An 18861-nucleotide genomic window follows, 5' to 3' on the forward strand; every position below is an offset into this window, starting at 1 on the left:
AAGCTGTCGCAGGCTGCGATCTTTTGCTTTTTATAGGCCGACACTAATACCACTTTAAACACTGCCCCCTGAAAACCGCCAATCCATTGGGTCAGATGCCGTTTCATCGCGTTGACATGGTATTCAAGTGGTATTAGCTTCCGTCGCACAAGCGAGCCACAACAATCCTATACTCGCGACGGAAACGACCTACATGAACGACCTCCAGACCCTACGTCCCGACGATTCCCAGCCGACGCCGCTGTACTTGCAACTGGCGCGCAATCTGGAAGCGGCGATTCATGCCGGGCAGTGGAAGGCCGAACAGGCGATGCCGTCCGAGCGCAATCTCAGCGACCAGCTCGGCATCTCCCGGGTCACCGCACGCAAGGCGCTGGAAGTCTTGCTCGAGCAAGGCCTGATCCGCCGCCTGCAAGGCTCGGGCACGTTCATCACCCCACGCCTGGAACAACCACTGTCGCGTCTTTCCGGCTTCAGCGAGATGCTGCGCCTGAAAGGTTTCGTGCCGAGTTCGAAATGGCTGGAGCGGGAAATCACCCTGCCGACCCACGAAGAACTGATCCGCCTCGGCCTGTCGCCGAATGACAAGGTGGCGCGCATGAAGCGCCTGCGCAAAGCCGATGACACGGTCATGGCGATCGAGATGAGCACCCTGCCCGCGTCGATCATGCCCAGGCCGCAAGCGGTGGGCGATTCGCTTTACGAATACCTCGACGGCATCGGCAAACCGATCGTCCGCGCCCTGCAGCACATTCAGGCAATCAACGCCTCGGACGAATTCGCCGCACTGGTCGGCATCGCCCCCGGCACTGCCATGCTGCTGATGACCCGGGTCGGCTATCTGGAAGACAACACGCCGATCGAAGTCACCGACACCTATTGCCGCAACGACTACTACGACTTTGTTGCAGAGCTTCGTAGATAAAGAGCCGCGTCGCTAAGAGCGGCCCCAAGCGAGAACGAAAATGTCCGAAGACAACATCCTCACCGCCAGCGGCTGGGTTCGCGGCCGGCTGATTCATGAACACGGCAAGATCGTGTCGATCGAAGGCGTGCCCTGCGATCCGGCGGCTAACGATCTGCCCTATCTGCTGCCGGGTTTCATCGACCTGCATGTGCATGGCGGCGGTGGCAAAGACATCATGGAAGGCGCTGAAGCCTTCGAAACCATCAGCAAAACCCACGTGCGTTTCGGCACCACCTCGCTGTTGGCCACGACCATGACCGCGCCGAGTGCGGAGATTTCCAGCGTCTTGAAAGAGGTAGGAGAATTCTGTGAACAGCGTCCGAAAGGCGCCGCGCGTGTTCTCGGAGTGCACCTTGAAGGCCCTTACATCAACCCGGGAAAACTCGGCGCTCAACCGAACTTCGCCCACACCGCGTTGATGGCCGAAGTCGAAGAATATCTGGCGCTGGCGCCGATCCGCGTCATCACCATTGCCCCGGAAATCGCCGGTCACGATGCATTGATTCGCGAGCTGAGCAGCCGTGGCATCCGCATGCAGATCGGCCACACCCTTGGCAGCTACGAGGAAGGCGTCGCCGCGCTGGCTGCCGGTGCCAGCAGTTTCACCCACCTCTACAACGCCATGAGCCCGCTGCATCACCGCGAGCCGGGCATCGTCGGCGCAGCACTGGCGCACGCCAAATACGCCGAGCTGATTCCCGATCTGCTGCACGTACACCCCGGCGCCATTCGCGTGGCGCTGCGCTCGATCCCGTGCCTGTATTGCGTCACCGATTCGACCGCCGCCGCCGGCATGCCCGACGGTGAATACAAGCTTGGCAGCCACACCGTGACCAAATGCCTGGGCGGCGTGCGCCTGCCCGACGGCACGCTGGCCGGCAGCACCCTGACCATGGATCAGGCCCTGCGCAATCTGGTCAAGATCGGTTTGCCGGTCGCCGAAGCCTCGCAGCGTCTGTCGCAATTTCCCGCCGACTACCTCGGCATCACCGAACGCGGGCGCCTTGCCCCCGGCGCCTGGGCCGACTGCGTGCGGCTCGATCGCTCACTCACACTGACCGCCGTCATGGTCGAAGGAGAAGACATTGACTTCAAAAATGCTTGAAGAGGCGCTGTCCTCGTTCGAGGCCGTGCAAGCCCAACTGCAACATCTCGACGCGCCGATGATCGAGATCGCCGGGCGCCTGCGCCGCCAGCCACCGCAAGTGGCGATGACCGTCGCGCGCGGCAGCTCCGACCACGCGGCGAGCTATTTCGCCTACCTGACCATGCAGCAACTGGGCGTGCCGGTGGCCTCGTTGCCGATGTCAGTGGTGACCATGCAGCAGGCGCCGCTGAAAGTCAGCGGTCAGGTCGCCTTTGCGTTTTCGCAGTCGGGGCAGAGCCCGGATCTGGTCAACAGCCTGCGCCTGTTGCGCAAGCGTGGCGCGCTGAGCGTGTCGATGGTTAACGCTGCCGACTCGCCACTGGAGGCGGCTTGTGAATTCAGCCTGCCGCTGCTTGCCGGGACTGAAAGCAGCGTCGCCGCGACCAAGAGTTTTATCGCCACCCTCAGCGCCAGCGCGCGTTTGATCGCGCACTGGAAAGAAGACAGCGAATTGCTGCAAGCCCACGATGCGCTGCCAGAAGGCCTGCGCGAAGCGGCTAAACAGGACTGGAGCGTGGCCATCGAAGCCCTGCGCGATTGCGAGCGCCTGATGGTGATCGGCCGTGGCGCCGGTTTCGCGATTGCCCAGGAAGCGGCGCTGAAGTTCAAGGAAACCTCAGCGATTCAGGCCGAAGCGTTCAGCAGTGCCGAAGTGCGTCACGGCCCGATGGCACTGATCGACGAACACTATCCGCTGCTGGTGTTCGCCCCACGCGGCGCCGAGCAGGCCGGCCTGCTGAATCTGGCGGCGGAAATGCGCCAGCGCGGCGCCCGGGTCTTGCTCGCCGCGCCGGATGACGTCAGCGAACGCGACCTGACCCTGAGCCGCGCCGAACACCCGGCCCTCGACCCGATTCTTGCGATCCAGAGTTTCTACGTGATGGCCGCAGGCCTGGCCGTGGCGCGGGGCATGGACCCGGATCAGCCGCGCCATTTGAGCAAAGTGACCCGCACGCATTAAGTCCGACTGACTGCACACCTGATGAGACCCAGCCATGCCCGACAACAATAAAGAGCTGACCCTCAGCGCCCCGCTCAGCGGCCCGGTGCTGACGCTCGCCAACGTCCCGGACGCGGTGTTCGCCAGTGGCGCGATGGGCGACGGCATCGCCATCGACCCGCTCAATGACACGCTGTATTCGCCCTGCGCCGGCGTGGTCATCCACGTCGCGCGCAGCAGCCACGCGGTGACCGTGCGCGCCGACAACGGTGCGGAAATCCTCCTGCATCTGGGCCTCGACACCGTTGAACTGAACGGCGAAGGTTTCGCCATGCTGGTCAAGGAAAGCGATCGCGTCAGCCTCGGTCAGCCGCTGCTGCGCTATGACCTGGACAAGGTCGGCCAGCACTGCAAAAGCCTGGTCAGCCTGTTGATCCTGACCAACAGCGCGGATTTTCAGGTGCGGCCGATCACCCTCAAAGCGGTGAAAGTCGGCGAGCCGTTGCTGCACATCATCGCGCGCAATGTGGTGGCGGCGAATACCGATACAAGCGGCGGGCCAGAGGTTCGTGGCCAAGTTCGGGTCGCTCATCGCGGCGGCTTGCATGCGCGCCCCGCTGCGCTGATCCGCCAGACCGCCCAAGGTTTCAGCAGCCACTCACAGCTGCACTTCAACGGCAAATCGGCGCCGTGCAACAGTCTGATCGGTTTGATGGGGTTGGCGATTGGTGAGCAGGATGAGGTGCAGGTCAGTTGTCAGGGGCCGGACGCCGATGCCGCATTGCAAGCGCTGCTCAGCGCATTGGCCACGGCGCTGCCGGACGATCATCACGGGCAAGCGCCGCTCAGCACTGCGGCGCTGAAACGCCCGGCCGAGGCGGGCGTGTTGCACGGCGTCTGCGCGGCGCCGGGGCTGGTCGCCGGGCAGTTGTTTCTCTTGAACGCAATCACCTTGCCGGCGGATGCGGGCCATCACGATCCAGTGCAACAGCAGCAGATTCTTGAAACGGCATTGAACGCGGTGCGCAGCGAAATCGCCGCCACCCTCGCCCAGGCGAAAAAGCACAAGAACGCCGACGAAGAAGCGATCTTCGCTGCACACATGGCGCTGCTCGAAGACCCGGCCCTGCTCGACGCCGCGCAGCAATTCATCGCGCAAGGCACCGCAGCGACTCATGCCTGGAGTCAGTCGATCGACACCCAGTGCGACATGCTCCAAGGCACCGGCAGTCCGCTGCTGGCCGAACGTGCCAACGATTTACGCGACCTCAAGCAACGCGTACTGCGCGCCCTGCTTGGCGAGGCCTGGCAATACCAGGTGCCGGCCGGCGCCATCGTTGCCGCCCACGAACTGACGCCATCGGATCTACTGCAACTCAGCGCGCAAGGCGTCGCCGGGCTGTGCATGGCCGAGGGCGGCGCGACCTCCCACGTAGCGATTCTGGCGCGCGGCAAAGGTCTGCCGTGCATCGTCGCTTTGGGCGCGCAATTGCTTGAGCAGCCGCAAGATCAGGCCGTGGTGCTCGACGCTGATGGCGGGCGCCTCGAATTGACGCCAAACGCCGAGCGCCTGAGCGAAGTGCAACAGGCACAAATCGAGCGCCGGCAGCGCCGCGACAGCCAACAGGCCAAAGCGCATTTACCCGCTGAAACGCGCAATGGCGTGCACATCGAAGTGGCTGCCAATGTCGCCTCGAGCAACGAAGCGACAGACGCTTTTGCCAACGGTGCCGATGGCGTCGGCCTGTTGCGCACCGAGTTTCTTTTCGTCGATCGCCAGACTGCACCGGACGTCGAAGAACAGCGCAGCGCCTATCAAGCGGTGATCGATGCCATGGGCGACAAGTCAGTGATCATCCGCACCATCGACGTCGGCGGCGACAAGCAACTCGACTACCTGCCGCTGCCGGCCGAAGCCAACCCGGTGCTCGGTCTGCGCGGCATTCGGCTGGCCCAGGCGCGCCCGGAAATTCTCGATCAGCAACTGCGCGCGCTGCTGCAGGTCAAGCCGTTGTCGCGTTGCCGGATTCTGTTGCCGATGGTCACCGAGATCGACGAACTGCTGCACATCCGCCAGCGCGTCGATGCACTGCGGCTTGAAATGGGCATTGCCGAGCGCCCGGAAATCGGCGTGATGATCGAAGTCCCCGCCGCCGCGCTGCAAGCCGAACAACTGGCCGAACACGCCGACTTTCTCTCGATCGGCACCAACGATCTGTCGCAATACACCCTGGCCATGGACCGCGACCACGCCGGGCTGGCGGCACGGGTCGATGCCCTGCACCCGGCGTTGCTGCGTCTGATCGCCATGACCTGCGAAGGCGCGGCGGTGCACAAGCGCTGGGTCGGTGTCTGCGGCGCCCTCGCCTCCGACCCGCTGGCCACGCCGGTGCTGGTGGGTCTGGGCGTCACCGAGCTGTCGGTGAGCCCGGTGCAGATCGGTGAAATCAAGGACCGCGTACGTCAGTTGCATGAAGCCGAATGTCAGCGCCTGAGCCGCGACCTGCTCAAGCTGTCCAGCGCCGCCGCCGTTCGCCACGCCTGTCATCAACATTGGCCTCTGCGCTAACAAAAACAAAAAGGACAAACGCCATGTACCAACTCTTCATCGAAGGCCTGCAACGCTTGGGCCGCGCGCTGATGCTGCCGATCGCGATCCTGCCGATTGCCGGCCTGCTGCTGCGCCTGGGCGACACGGACCTGTTGAACATCGCGATCATTCACGATGCCGGCCAAGTGATCTTCGCCAACCTGGCGATGATCTTTGCCATCGGCATCGCCGTCGGTTTCGCCAAAGACAACAACGGCACCGCCGGCCTGGCCGGGGTGATCGGTTATCTGGTGATGATCTCCACGCTCAAGGTGCTCGACTCGACGATCAACATGGGCATGCTCGCCGGGATCGTCAGCGGCCTGATGGCCGGTGCGCTGTACAACCGCTTCAAGGACATCAAGCTGCCGGAGTATCTGGCGTTCTTCGGTGGCCGGCGTTTTGTGCCGATTGTCACCGGGTTCGCGGCGGTCGGTCTGGGCGTGCTGTTCGGTTATATCTGGCCGCCGATCCAGCAGGGCATCAATGCGTTCGGCGCGCTGATGATGGAAAGCGGCAGCATCGGCGCCTTCGTCTTCGGAGTGTTCAACCGTTTGCTGATCGTCACCGGCCTGCACCACATCCTCAACAACATGGCGTGGTTCGTCTTCGGCAACTTCACCGACCCGACCACCGGCGCGCTGGTGACCGGCGATCTGTCGCGGTATTTTGCCGGCGATCCGAAGGGCGGCCAGTTCATGACCGGCATGTTCCCGATGATGATCTTCGGCCTGCCCGCCGCCTGCCTGGCGATGTACCGCAACGCCCTGCCGGAGCGGCGCAAGGTGATGGGCGGGATCTTCCTGTCGATGGCACTGACCTCGTTTCTCACCGGCGTGACCGAGCCAATCGAATTTGCCTTCATGTTTCTCGCGCCGCTGCTGTTCCTCCTGCACGCGCTGCTGACCGGGCTGTCGATGGCGATCACCAACGGCTTGAACATTCATCTGGGCTTCACCTTTTCCGGTGGCTTCATCGACATGATTCTCGGCTGGGGCAAGTCGACCAATGGCTGGCTGGTGGTGCCGGTCGGGCTGGCTTATGCGGTCATCTATTACCTGGTTTTCGACTTCTGTATTCGCCGCTTCAACCTGAAGACGCCGGGGCGCGAAGACGTCGCCAGCGCCGAAAAAGCCGTGCTTTCGGAAACCGAACGCGCCAGCGCGTATATCAAAGCCTTGGGCGGCGCCGAGAATCTGCTCACCGTCGGCGCGTGCACGACCCGACTGCGCCTGGAGATGGTCGACCGCAACAAGGCTTCGGACGCTGAACTGAAAGCGTTGGGCGCGATGGCGGTGGTGCGCCCGGGCAAGGGCGGCAGTTTGCAGGTCGTGGTCGGGCCGTTGGCTGACAGCATTGCCGATGAGATTCGCTTGGCCATGCCTGCGCTGGGCCGAACAGCGTTGGTGGACACCGCAGTGGTTGCCGATGAGCCGAAGACCGTTGCGCTTACCCGCAACGAGGCGCAGCAATGGCTGGATGCACTGGGTGGTCGCGACAATGTGCTGCAACTCGATTGCATCGCCATGACCCGCGTTCGCCTGCAACTGGCCGATGCCAAGGCGCCGTCCGATGCGCAGCTCAAAGCGCTCGGCTGCCTGGGTGTCAGCCAGTTGGACGGTGGCGTCTGGCATTTGCTGGTGGGGGACAAGGCCGCGAGTTTGAGCGGGGCGATCGAGGCGTTACTGAGTCGCGGGGAGGTCAGCGCGCAGGTTTGATCTGCGCCGATGGCGGGAGGGCTGGAGCGGGCGGGGGAAACCCGGCACGCGCACGATACATGAATACCACCCTCCTCCACGCCCCGCTCGCCATGCTGGCCCTTCATCCCCAGCATGGAAATCGTGCCTATGAGCACCCCCAACGCACCCACACCCGATGAGATCAAAAACGATCTCAACCAGATCGGCCGTCTCCTCTTCAACATCGAAACCCCGCTGTTGCCCGAGCACAAACCGAGCACCGAGCAGGCTCATCTCAAACGCCTCGAAGAGCAGCTGAAAACCTATCGCGACAGCTACCTGCAACGCAGCCGCACGCTCTATCAGGCGCTGGCAACCAGCGACCTGCAAAGCGAGGCTGGCAAGCAACTGATCGCCACGCTGAAGGTGCGCCTCAGCACGCAACTGATCAACATGGATCTGCGTGACCAGATCGACGGAAAAGCAGCAAAAACCTTCCTCAAATACGACGCCGGCTTCACTGCGCTTGAGCACGAGGCGAAACAGGCCGTCGCCGATCGCCTGCTGCATCCGCAGGCTGGTGAGCTGATGCAGAAACTGGCGCTCGGCCCGCTGTTGCGCCCGGCCATGTATGCGTTGCAGTTCACTTATCAGCAAACCACTGTCGAGCTCGCCGGGGCCTTTGTTGTTACGCAAAACGACACCCCGAAAGTCAGCGATCTGCTGACCGACCAGAGCGCGGGTTTCATCGTTTTGTTCACACCCGCCAGGGGCCTGGAGCTGTTCAATTCGCTGGCTGATCTCGATGCCCATCTGCTCAAGACCATGCAGCACAGCATCAGCCGTGGCGAGTTGATGCAACTGCTGCCCAGCCGCTACCACGAGGTCGGTACAGCAGGAATCTGGCCATTGCAGCTGGCGCCCATCGACAGCCAACCGCTGTTCGAACACATCTACGATGCCTTGATCGAAAAACGCACCCTGGATATCGAACATGCACTGAGTTTCGCCGCTAACCCGCAGCAGGATCCCGCTCGCTTGATCGCCGAGCTGGAACGCGCTATCGGCGCTGCGCTGCCGGATCTCACTCCGCGTCTGGCCCTTCAGGCACAAACCCTGTTCGAGCGGCATTTGCGCAACAGCGCCCCGGACTGGTACCGCAGCGCCGACGCCGCCAAGCGGGCCGAACTGGCCTTGCACCTGGGCAACTACAATCAGGCCCGGCAAAACCTGCTTGACCTGATGGGCCCGGCGGTCAGCCTGATGGCCGTGGCACGCCACCAATGGCTGGAACGGCTGAGTGATGATCTGCAAATCGACGACCTGGAACCGGACAAGCTGCAGATCACTACAAATCGGCAGGTCCCCGGCTACGGCGCCTATGTGCACAAGAGCAATCTGCTCGAGCTGACCTTGCGCGGCCCGCACACCGGCGATGAGTTGCCGGGCTCGGCGTTTCTCAGCCATACCCGGTTGACTTACAACGACCTGCCGTTATCCGAGGAGTATGCGGACGTGACGCCCGCCTGGGTGATCAAGCAGGCAGTGGAGCTGCAACCGCGCGTCGACTTCGCACGTTTGCAAACACAGATGCAGGCGAGATCCGCGATCAAGCCTGCGATCGAGCAGATGCTCGATCAGCGCATCGTCGCGCTCGCCCATGCCGCAGCGCTGCAAGGCCACCTGCTCGACGGCGATCTGCAAATGCTCCAGCGCCTGCGCAGCGGCAGCGATCCACAGCTGCGCGCAGCCACCCTGTCTTTGCACGGTGCCCAGCTGCAGGATCTGTGGGTGCTGCGTCAGACCGACGAATCCGGTGCGGTCCGCCGCCTGCTGCTCTGCACGCCGCAGGCGCCCCGCGAACGGCAGTTCGAAGCTTTCGACAGCGAGCGCCAATTGCAGACCCATCTCTTGGGTTGGGCCAAGCATAATGACGCCGCCGAGAGCATGGCCGGCTATCTGATCAGTCGCGCACCGATGCGCTTTCGTTCGACCCTGCGCAAGGTATTGTCGGGGCTGAGCTTCAAGCCGGAAGCCGCAGAGCACCAGAAAGTCACGCTCGACCACCTGGGCAACCATCTCGATTGCCTCAAAGCGATGGCTGAACACATGCTCGCCACACGCATCGACGACTACGACTTCAGCACCCCGGTGTGGTATCGCTCGACCACTGCGGTCAATCGCCGAAAACTGTCGACCCTGAGCGACGACGCCGAGGGCGCTTTGCGCGCGTTCAATCAGCATCCGCTGTCCGGCGGGCGCTTTCAGGCGTTTGACGATTACGTGCACGCGCAAGCGAAGATCAGCCTGAACCGCTTGCTCAAGCGTCCTGCCAATGACGTCGATCCCGATACCGTCTGGGCTTATTCGCCGAAGTCGATCGTGCCCTCATGGACGCCGAAACCGCTGACCTATACCCGGCTGTATCGCGACGGCTATGCCGACGGCGTCGGTTTTCTCGACCAGAAATTCTCACGCTCGGCGCGCTTCAAAGGTCCGCAAGGCGTCGATATCAGTAGCCTGACCGCGCAGAACGTAGCCCGCTCGGTTACGGGTGTATGGATCGGCAAACGCTATACCGACAAAGTCAAAACCGAGCTGCAGGATTCGAAAAGCGAAGGCTACGCGTTCCGCCGCAACGCGACACTGGCCATCACTCAGCGCCAGATGCAAAGCGCCGCGCTGGAATGCCAGCTGCAAGGACATATCGCCAGCAGCGACCTGCAATGGCTCCAGCAAAGCATCAGCAGCATGGATCAAACGTCGGGGCAGACGCGGACGAAATACCCGATCCACCGGTTGATGATCGACGGCGAATGGGTGATCGATGCCTGGTTGTTCAGCCATGGCAGTAATCCGGTTCTGCTGTATACGCCGGACGCACCGGACGGCGTGCGTTTTCGCGAAGCGCGCCTGTTCAATTACCTGCTGCTGCAGTCCGGCATGATCGAGTACCTGATCCAGCGGGTGGGTGTCAGCGCCCAGACCCGGGTTCGCACGCATCTGGAAAACATCCGCAAGGAACTGCCCAAAGACCTCAACAAGACCACCCCCAGCCCCGCCCGTTATGACTCGATGCGCCCGGCCGACGCCGTCAGCGACCTGCGTACCGCGCTCTACGACATGAAGTTGCAACGGCGGATCGACAACGTCCATGCCACGACCACCAGTCGTGCCGAAATGATCGCCGGCCTGATCTGGACGAGCGTTGAATGGGTCGCCGCCATCGCCACCGCGCCGTTCCCGCTGTTGAGCCTGAGCACCGGCCTGTTGCTGGCTTTCAAGGACGCGATGCTCGCCCTGCATGCCTATCGTCAGGGTAATAACAACGAAGCGTTCCGGCACTTGCTCGGTTATCTGTTCAACAGTGCCGGCGCGGTACTGACGGATCTGCGTCCAGCGCTGCGTTCACTCAAGCCCGCCCGGCGCCCGTTGCGTCGGGCTGCCGCCACTGTTGGCGACGAGCAACAGGATGCTCTGCCATTGATCGACCAGATGGCGACCGAACCGGTCCGGGACGATATGCATGCCGTTGTTTTCAGAGGGCAGTCGTATTTCGCGAGCACTGCCCCGGACGCACTCGGCCGTCATTTGCTCTACCGCCCGGATCCGAATGGCTCCGGACTGCTTTCGACCGGCATTCTGACCGTACGCAATTCCGACGGGGTGATGGTGCGCAGCGGCCTGTCCGGTGGTGCACCGAAATACGAAGCTGTGCCCGATACACCCGGCCCGCATAACGACTACGGAGTCGCGATCAAGTACCGGGAGCGCGTCGAAGCGTTGCTCGATCCGCAGTCACGACGGCGAATGCTCCAGGAGGGCGAGCATTACATGGGCTTCTCACCCCAGGTCATCCTGGTCAACGTGGTCGACAAAATGGCCAACATGCGCCATGCCTATCTGCAGCAGGTGGAAAAACTCACCACAGACGCCACGCGCCATTTTGCCCAACTCGCACCGCTGCCCGCCCGTGCCGAAGTGCCGGCGGTTGCCGCCAATACCTCATTCGCACAGTTGATCGCCAGCGATGCATGCGCCGCCAGGAATCTGGTCATCGGTGCACAGCCCGGCTCCATCGCCAGCAAACAGGCATTGATCGAAAACCTCGATTTTCTGATCAAGAACGGCTACAAGCACCTCTTCCTCGAATACCTGCCGGGCGACGTCTTTCATCTCAAACTGGAAAAATTCAACAAGGGCCAATCCTGGTACCACATCAAGAAACACCTGAAGGCACTCGACAAAGCCTTGGGGCATGAGCCAGACGCGCCGTTCTCTTACCTGGCGCTGGTGCGCAAGGCCCGGGAAAAAGGCATGAGCCTCCATGCGCTGGACGGCTCGACCTGTTATCAACTCGAAGGGATCATGGTGATGTCCGAAGTTTCGCCTTTGACGCCGCGAAACAATCGCATCAGAAACTTCTATTCGCACAAGGCGCTTGCCAGCGATATGGCCGGGATCGGCGAAGAGCGCTGGATTGCCCTGACCGAGCAGTCGCGCATGACCACGTTCGACAACACTCCGGGCCTGGCCGACCTGCACGAGGCCGTTGCCGTGCGGATTGAAGACATCGACTTGTATCAAGCCGCACGCATCAGCAGGGATGCGCCCGGTGCCATCGCGGGAGACGCGACAGCGCAAGGTGATTACCTCGTACAGATGCCGAGTACCTACAAGGCACCTCTAACCGTCTCCAGGCCGCCCGCCGCAGCTGCCGCTGTTGATCACTTCAGTGAATTCGATATTGCTTTGCCGCTGCGCGACGATATTGCTGCAATGTTGCATCATCCCAACTCCATGCACTCGAGTTACACCCCGACATTAACCAGTGAAAGAACGGCCCACGAGGCTTTCATTGCCCAGCGCAACCGCCTGGAAAAAGCCGCCAGAGACGCTTTCACCGACTACGTCCCTCCCGATGCACCGATCCTGCCAGCGATCACTTCCGACTGCACGTTCGAAGCTTTTTTGCAGCAATTGACCGACAGACGTCTGAATCTGCTGATCGGCGAAGCCCATACAGACGTATCGAGCAAAGCACTGCTGAAAAAACACATGAAAGCGCTCAAGCAAGCCGGGTATGACACATTGTATGTTGAGCACCTGTTCACTGATTTGCACCAGGCTGATCTCGATACTTTTCTGCGGACCCAGCGTATGCCGGACAGGCTGAAGGCCTATCTGCAGCGGGAGGATCAAGGGCAGATGCCGACTTACACAGGGAGCGATACGTACACGGCGGTCTATCAGGCGGCGGCCAAGTACAACATCCGCATCAGGGCGCTCGATTGCACGGCCTCTTACCGTCTCAAGGGTTTGAATGACGAAAAAGTCTCCCGAAACGAGATGTTCAGCTATTTTGCAACCCAAGTGATCGAGGCTGATCAACTGGCCAACGGGCCGCATAAATGGGTGGCCTTCATCGGAAATACGCATACCAATTACAACCTCGGTGTGCCAGGTCTGGCCGATACGCTTTCAGCCGTCAGCCTGCACGTGCGTGACACCGCCCCTGAACTGGCCAGGGACATTCACCGTGGGACATGGGAATTTATCAGCGACAAGCGCGAGGTCAACCTAAGGGCCTTGAGCAGCGACTTTGTAATGGAGGTGGCCGTCCCCGGCACGAAAAAGCCTGCTGCGCCGCCTTCTGTCAGTCGCAGCAGACTGACCCGACACGGCCATTTCCTGATCGAAAACGCAGACACCCGCAACGCCAGCGTGGTGCATAGATCCAGGTCCGGCGAGATCGTTGTGACCCCGATTCAGATCAATGACAAGGGTCTGTTCTTCATTGATCGCTGGGAGAAAAAAGATCAGACCTTCATTTACCTGCGGACGTTGATCGACATGCTCGTCACAGACGTGAACCTGACACAGGTGACGTGACGCCCGGGCGATTGCACGTTGTGGAAAACCACTGGGCTTGACGGCCCAGTGGTTTTTTCATGCTTGTGGATCAACCCGATCCAGCGCACGGTTCACCGCCAGCTCGGCAAGCATGATGATCTGCTGAATCGCCAGCGCGGTATTGCGCTGCCGTCGCCCCAACTGATCGGCGAAATCACTGGCCAGGGTGTTGGCTGAAGCGAGGGATTCACAGGCGTGGGCGAGCAGGGTTTCGGTGTCGATCTCGGGCTGGATCACAAACATGGTGCTGGGAGGGTGCGGTTTGCTCGGCTCGGGGCACAGGTAAAAATCCAGAGCGCGCTTGATCGCCTCGCGGTTTTTCGCGAGGTCGTCGGCGCGGATGGTTTGTTCGAGGGGGGTGGGTTCGTATGGTGGATCGGGAACGATTTTATCCACAATGCTTCTCCTGCTGATGCTGATGGGCAGCCATCGATCGCCGGATCTCACGCGGCGAATAGGTGGCAGCTATGTGCGAGGTGAGATCCACCGGAGCAGGCAACCGGCCAGACCGAAGTCTGCCCGCACACAGCCGCCATAAAGCAGGCAGCAGATTGAGCTGGCGCCAATTATCGTGGTGCTGGCGCCAGTTGCAAGCTATCCGGGGATCTCACTCCCGATCGCTGATTCGCAGCGACGGGAAAAGACTAGAGATCGCACGTCCGACGGACAACCTGAAAACCTTGTGGGAAGGTTCTGCGAACTCAGACACTGCTTTAAACACACTCCAGATCGCCACCCTCACCCTAGCCCTCTCCCAGAGGGAGAGGGGACTGACCGAGTTGTTCAGGCGAGGTACGCCGACGTGAAAGTCCGAGTTGAACTCAGGATTTGCAAACCACACAAAATCGGCCCCCTCTCCCTCGGGAGAGGGCTGGGGTGAGGGGCAGCAACAACACAAATCAAAAGCCGGACACACACGCTTTTCACCACTCAATAGGCCGAGTGTCAGCTCGCCTGCTCTTGATCTTTATCCTCCGGCGACGTCGGAAGGCTGAGTGGAGGGATTGATCCGGGCGTGGGAGCGCAGCGACCGTCTGGCGCAGCCAGACACAGCGGAAGGAGGTGCAGCGAAGCAAACCGTAGCCGCTGCGCCCGGATCAGTCCCGGAGCGAAGGAACCCGAGCCTGCGAGGGCCGAACGTAGGAGCAAGCGTTTTTTTGCTTACTTTTTTTAGGCGTTTGTAAAAAAAGTGAGTCGCCGTAAGGGCGAAACCGCCAGCCGCAGCACCCGAAGCAACGGATATTCACCCAATCAGCCAGAATGCTCGCCTGTAAGGGCGCCTTCGCGAGCAGGCTCGCTCCCACAGTGAAAATGCGCCCGCCCAAAAATCAGCGGCAACAAAAAACCCGCAGACAATCACTCATCTGCGGGTCTCCCGTTCAAGCAGCAAAGAAGATCAGAAATCCTCTAGCCGCCACACCTCATAAGCCGGCGTCTCATACGGATGACTAAGCTTCAACGCCGCCACAACAGCCACAATCAACTCATCCGCAACGACAAGCTCAACCTTCCATTCCTCAACCCGCTCGACCTGCCCCGCCTGACCAATAAACGGCTGACTGCCGTCCAACGGTCGAAACTGGCCCAGGCCGAGCACCTGCCACGCACAGTGGTCATAGTCACCGATCCGCCCACCACCGGCAGCGAACACAGCCCCTTTGACCACTTCGACATGACTGTCAGGAACAAAAAACGCCATCTTGTACACGACGATCAGTTAACCCACACGCGAGCATTACGGAACATGCGCATCCACGGTGCGTCTTCGTTCCAGTCTTCCGAACGCCACGAGTTCTGCACCGCACGGAACACACGCTCCGGGTGCGGCATCATGATCGTCACGCGACCGTCACGGCTGGTGAGGCCGGTGATCCCGCGCGGCGAACCGTTCGGGTTGGCCGGGTAGGCTTCAGTGACCTTGCCGTGGTTGTCGACAAAACGCATCGCCACGCAACCGGACAGATCGGCTTCCAGCAGCGCCTCTTCGCTGGCGAACTCGGCATGACCTTCACCGTGGGCGATAGCGATCGGCATACGCGAACCGGCCATGCCCTGCAGGAAGATCGAGTTCGATTCCTGGATCTGCACCATCGCCACCCGCGCTTCGAACTGCTCGGAGCGGTTGCGCACAAAGTGCGGCCAGAACTCGCTGCCCGGGATCAGCTCGTGCAGGTTGGACATCATCTGGCAACCGTTGCACACGCCCAGCGTGAAGCTGTCGTTACGTTCGAAAAAGCCCTGGAACGCATCGCGGGCGCGGCTGTTGAACAGCGCCGATTTGGCCCAGCCCTCACCGGCGCCGAGCACGTCGCCGTAGGAGAAACCACCGCAGGCCACCAGGCCTTTGAACTCGTTGAGGTCGACACGACCGGCGAGGATGTCGCTCATGTGCACGTCGATCGCGCTGAAACCGGCGCGGTCGAACGCGGCGGCCATTTCCACCTGACCGTTGACGCCCTGCTCACGCAGCACGGCAACCTGTGGGCGGATGCCTTTCTTGATGTAAGGCGCGGCGATGTCCTGATTGACCTCGTAGCTGAGCTTGACGCTCAGGCCCGGGTTGTCTTCTTCCAGCAGCGCGTCGAATTCCTGCTCGGCGCAGTCGGCGTTGTCGCGCAGACGCTGGATCTGGTAGCTGGTCTCGGCCCACTGACGCTGGAGCAGACGACGCTGGCCTTCGAACACGGTGTCACCGTTGAAGGTGATGTTGATCTGGCCATTGTTGATCGGCTGACCGATCACCGACACGCAGTCGCCCAGACCGGCGGCGCTGAATTGCGCGAGGATGTCCGGGGTGGCGTCCTGGCGAACCTGGATCACCGCACCGAGTTCTTCGTTGAACAGGATCGCGGCGATTTCCGAAGCGGATTCGGCAACGCTGTCCAGGTTCAGGCTCAGACCGCAGTGACCGGCGAAGGCCATTTCCACCACGGAAGTCAGCAGACCACCGTCGGAACGGTCGTGGTAAGCCAGCAGATGACCGTCGGCGTTGAGGCCCTGGATCACCGCGAAGAAGGCCTTCAGGTCTTCGGCGTCATCGACGTCCGGCGCATGCTGGCCGAGCTTGCCGTGGACTTGCGCGAGGATCGATGCACCCATGCGGTTCTGCCCGCGACCGAGGTCGATCAGGATCAGGTCGGTGGTGCCCTTGTCCATGCGCAGTTCCGGGGTCAGGGTCTTACGGATGTCAGCCACTGGCGCGAAACCGGTAACGATCAGCGACATCGGCGAGGTGACGGTCTTGTCTTCGCCGTTGTCATTCCAGCGCGTGGCCATGGACATCGAGTCCTTGCCCACCGGAATGGTGATACCCAGCTCAGGGCACAGCTCCATGCCGACCGCTTTCACGGTGTCATACAAACGCGCGTCTTCGCCCGGGTGACCGGCCGCCGACATCCAGTTCGCCGACAGTTTGATGTCGGAGAGCTTGTTGATCCGCGAGGCGGCAATGTTGGTGATGGTTTCGCCGATGGCCATGCGGCCCGATGCCGGCGCGTCCAGCAGAGCCAGCGGGGTACGCTCGCCCATCGCCATCGCTTCACCGGTGTAGACGTCGAAACTGGTGGCGGTGACGGCAACGTCAGCCACCGGCACTTGCCATGGGCCGACCATCTGGTCACGGGCGACAAGGCCGGTGATGGTGCGGTCGCCGATGGTGATCAGGAAGCTTTTGCTGGCTACGGCCGGGTGATGCAGAACGCGTTCGATGGACTCGCTGATGTCGAGGTTCGACGGATCGAAGTCATCGCCCAGCTCGGCTTCGCGAACCACCGAACGGTGCATGCGCGGCGCCTTGCCCAGCAACACTTCCAGCGGCATGTCCACCGGGTTGTTGCCGAAGTGGCTATCCGTGACAGTAAGCTGCGGTTCGGCGGTGGCCTCACCGACTACGGCAAACGGGCAACGCTCGCGTTCGCAGATCGCCTGGAAGCGCTCGAAATCTTCCGGGCCGACCGCCAGCACGTAACGTTCCTGGGATTCGTTCGACCAGATTTCGTGCGGGGCCATGCCCGGCTCGTCATTCGGGATGTTGCGCAGTTCGAAACGACCACCGCGATCGCCGTCGTTGACCAGTTCCGGAAAGGCGTTGGACAGACCGCCCGCGCCGACGTCGTGGATGAAGCTGATCGGGTTCTTGTCGCCGAGCTGCCAGCAACGGTCGATGACTTCCTGGCAACGACGCTCCATTTCAGGGTTTTCACGCTGCACGGAAGCAAAATCCAGATCCGCCGAGCTGGTGCCGGTAGCCATCGACGAAGCCGCGCCGCCGCCCAGACCGATCAACATCGCCGGGCCGCCGAGCACGATCAGCTTGGAACCGACGACGATCTCGCCTTTCTTGACGTGTTCTTCGCGGATGTTGCCCATGCCGCCAGCGAGCATGATCGGCTTGTGGTAGCCACGCACTTCGTCGCCGTGCGGGGTGCTGATCGACTGTTCGAAGGTACGGAAGTAGCCAGTCAGCGCCGGACGACCGAATTCGTTGTTGAACGCGGCGCCGCCGAGCGGGCCTTCGATCATGATGTCCAGCGCGGTGACGATGCGCTCAGGCTTGCCGTACGGCACTTCCCACGGCTGTTCGAAGCCCGGGATCTGCAGGTTCGACACGGTGAAACCGGTCAGGCCGGCCTTTGGCTTGGCGCCACGGCCGGTTGCACCTTCGTCACGGATCTCGCCACCGGAACCGGTGGATGCGCCCGGGAACGGCGCAATCGCGGTCGGGTGGTTGTGGGTTTCAACCTTCATCAGAATGTGCACCGGCTCCTGCACCGCGCCGTACTGGCGGGTTTCAGGGTTCGGGAAGAAGCGGCCGGCAACGTTGCCGACGATCACCGAAGCGTTGTCCTTGTAAGCGGACAGCACGCCTTCGCTGTGCATCTGATAGGTGTTCTTGATCATGCCGAACAGGCTTTTTTCCTGGCTCTGGCCGTCAATGTCCCAACTGGCGTTGAAGATCTTGTGGCGGCAGTGCTCGGAGTTGGCCTGGGCGAACATCATCAGTTCGATGTCGTGCGGGTTGCGCTTCAGGCCATTGAAGGCGTTGACCAGATAATCGATCTCGTCTTCGGCCAGGGCCAGGCCCAGCTCGGTGTTGGCCTTTTCCAGCGCGGCGCGGCCGCCACCGAGGATGTCGATGGCGGTCAGCGGCTTCGGCTCGGCATGGCTGAACAGACCGGCGGCCTGCTCGAGGTTGGCCAGCACGATCTGGGTCATGCGGTCATGCAGCGCGTCCGAAATCATCTGGGCTTCGGCTTCGCTGAACTGCCCTGCAACATAGAAAGCGATACCGCGTTCCAGGCGCTGGATCTTGCTCAGGCCGCAGTTGCGGGCGATGTCGCTGGCCTTGCTCGACCACGGCGAGATGGTGCCGAAACGCGGCAACACCAGAAACAGACGACCGGTCGGCTCTTGAACCGGAACACTTGGGCCGTACTTCAGAAGGCGCGCTAGCACCTGCTGTTCGTCGCCGGTCAGGACGCCGGTGACTTCGGCGAAGTGAGCGAATTCAGCATACAGGCCACTGACAGCTGGAACCTTCTGGCTCAGTTGCTCAAGGAGTTTGCTGTGGCGAAAGGCAGAAAGGGCAGGAGCGCCGCGCAGGATCAACATCTTCGGGACAGCCTC

General features: G+C 61.7%; 9 protein-coding genes. 6 read left to right on the forward strand and 3 right to left on the reverse strand.

Features of this window, described 5'->3' with window-relative positions; all coding sequences use genetic code 11:
* The first annotated feature begins 193 nt into the window (after nt 1-193).
* The 6 genes from KVG85_RS15360 (at nt 194) to KVG85_RS15385 (ending at nt 13215) form a co-directional block, all read left to right on the forward strand.
* Nucleotides 194-925 carry a GntR family transcriptional regulator gene (locus KVG85_RS15360; RefSeq protein WP_016771550.1) on the forward strand — a complete coding sequence of 244 codons (732 nt, stop codon included), beginning with the start codon at nt 194-196 and terminating at the stop codon, nt 923-925.
* 40 nt (nt 926-965) lie between these two features.
* Nucleotides 966-2072, forward strand: a complete 1107-nt coding sequence (gene nagA, locus KVG85_RS15365; protein WP_122601724.1) for an N-acetylglucosamine-6-phosphate deacetylase — start codon at nt 966-968, stop codon at nt 2070-2072.
* Complete coding sequence (locus KVG85_RS15370) at nt 2053-3075, forward strand: SIS domain-containing protein (protein ID WP_217864269.1); 1023 nt, start codon at nt 2053-2055, stop codon at nt 3073-3075. Before nagA ends, KVG85_RS15370 begins: the two co-directional genes overlap by 20 nt.
* A gap of 34 nt (nt 3076-3109) precedes the next feature.
* A complete protein-coding gene (ptsP, locus tag KVG85_RS15375) occupies nt 3110-5623 on the forward strand; it encodes a phosphoenolpyruvate--protein phosphotransferase (RefSeq protein ID WP_217864270.1) in 2514 nt (837 codons plus the stop codon).
* Nucleotides 5624-5646: 23 nt separating this feature from the next.
* Nucleotides 5647-7362: an N-acetylglucosamine-specific PTS transporter subunit IIBC gene (nagE, locus tag KVG85_RS15380; RefSeq protein ID WP_217864271.1), complete on the forward strand. Its 1716-nt coding sequence runs from the start codon at nt 5647-5649 to the stop codon at nt 7360-7362.
* A gap of 129 nt (nt 7363-7491) precedes the next feature.
* Nucleotides 7492-13215, forward strand: a complete 5724-nt coding sequence (locus tag KVG85_RS15385; protein WP_217864272.1) for a membrane-targeted effector domain-containing toxin — start codon at nt 7492-7494, stop codon at nt 13213-13215.
* A gap of 57 nt (nt 13216-13272) precedes the next feature.
* Here KVG85_RS15385 and KVG85_RS15390 read toward each other — a convergent pair whose 3' ends face one another.
* The 3 genes from KVG85_RS15390 to purL form a co-directional block, all read right to left on the reverse strand.
* Nucleotides 13273-13632, reverse strand: coding sequence for a DUF6124 family protein (locus KVG85_RS15390; RefSeq protein WP_217864273.1), 360 nt, complete (start codon nt 13630-13632; stop codon nt 13273-13275).
* A gap of 1000 nt (nt 13633-14632) precedes the next feature.
* Nucleotides 14633-14944: a YqfO family protein gene (locus KVG85_RS15395; RefSeq protein WP_217864274.1), complete on the reverse strand. Its 312-nt coding sequence runs from the start codon at nt 14942-14944 to the stop codon at nt 14633-14635.
* Nucleotides 14945-14949: 5 nt separating this feature from the next.
* Nucleotides 14950-18846: a phosphoribosylformylglycinamidine synthase gene (purL, locus tag KVG85_RS15400; RefSeq protein ID WP_217864275.1), complete on the reverse strand. Its 3897-nt coding sequence runs from the start codon at nt 18844-18846 to the stop codon at nt 14950-14952.
* Between the last annotated feature and the right edge of the window lie 15 nt (nt 18847-18861).

Origin of the sequence: Pseudomonas triticicola (assembly GCF_019145375.1) — a bacterium.
GTDB lineage: Bacteria > Pseudomonadota > Gammaproteobacteria > Pseudomonadales > Pseudomonadaceae > Aquipseudomonas > Aquipseudomonas triticicola.

Coding starts and splice junctions, on each gene's coding strand:
- KVG85_RS15360 (WP_016771550.1), top strand. CDS start 194: ATGAACGACCTCCAGACCCTACGTCCCGACGATTCCCAGCCGACGCCG.
- nagA (WP_122601724.1), top strand. CDS start 966: ATGTCCGAAGACAACATCCTCACCGCCAGCGGCTGGGTTCGCGGCCGG.
- ptsP (WP_217864270.1), top strand. CDS start 3,110: ATGCCCGACAACAATAAAGAGCTGACCCTCAGCGCCCCGCTCAGCGGC.
- nagE (WP_217864271.1), top strand. CDS start 5,647: ATGTACCAACTCTTCATCGAAGGCCTGCAACGCTTGGGCCGCGCGCTG.
- KVG85_RS15385 (WP_217864272.1), top strand. CDS start 7,492: ATGAGCACCCCCAACGCACCCACACCCGATGAGATCAAAAACGATCTC.
- purL (WP_217864275.1), bottom strand. CDS start 18,846: ATGTTGATCCTGCGCGGCGCTCCTGCCCTTTCTGCCTTTCGCCACAGC.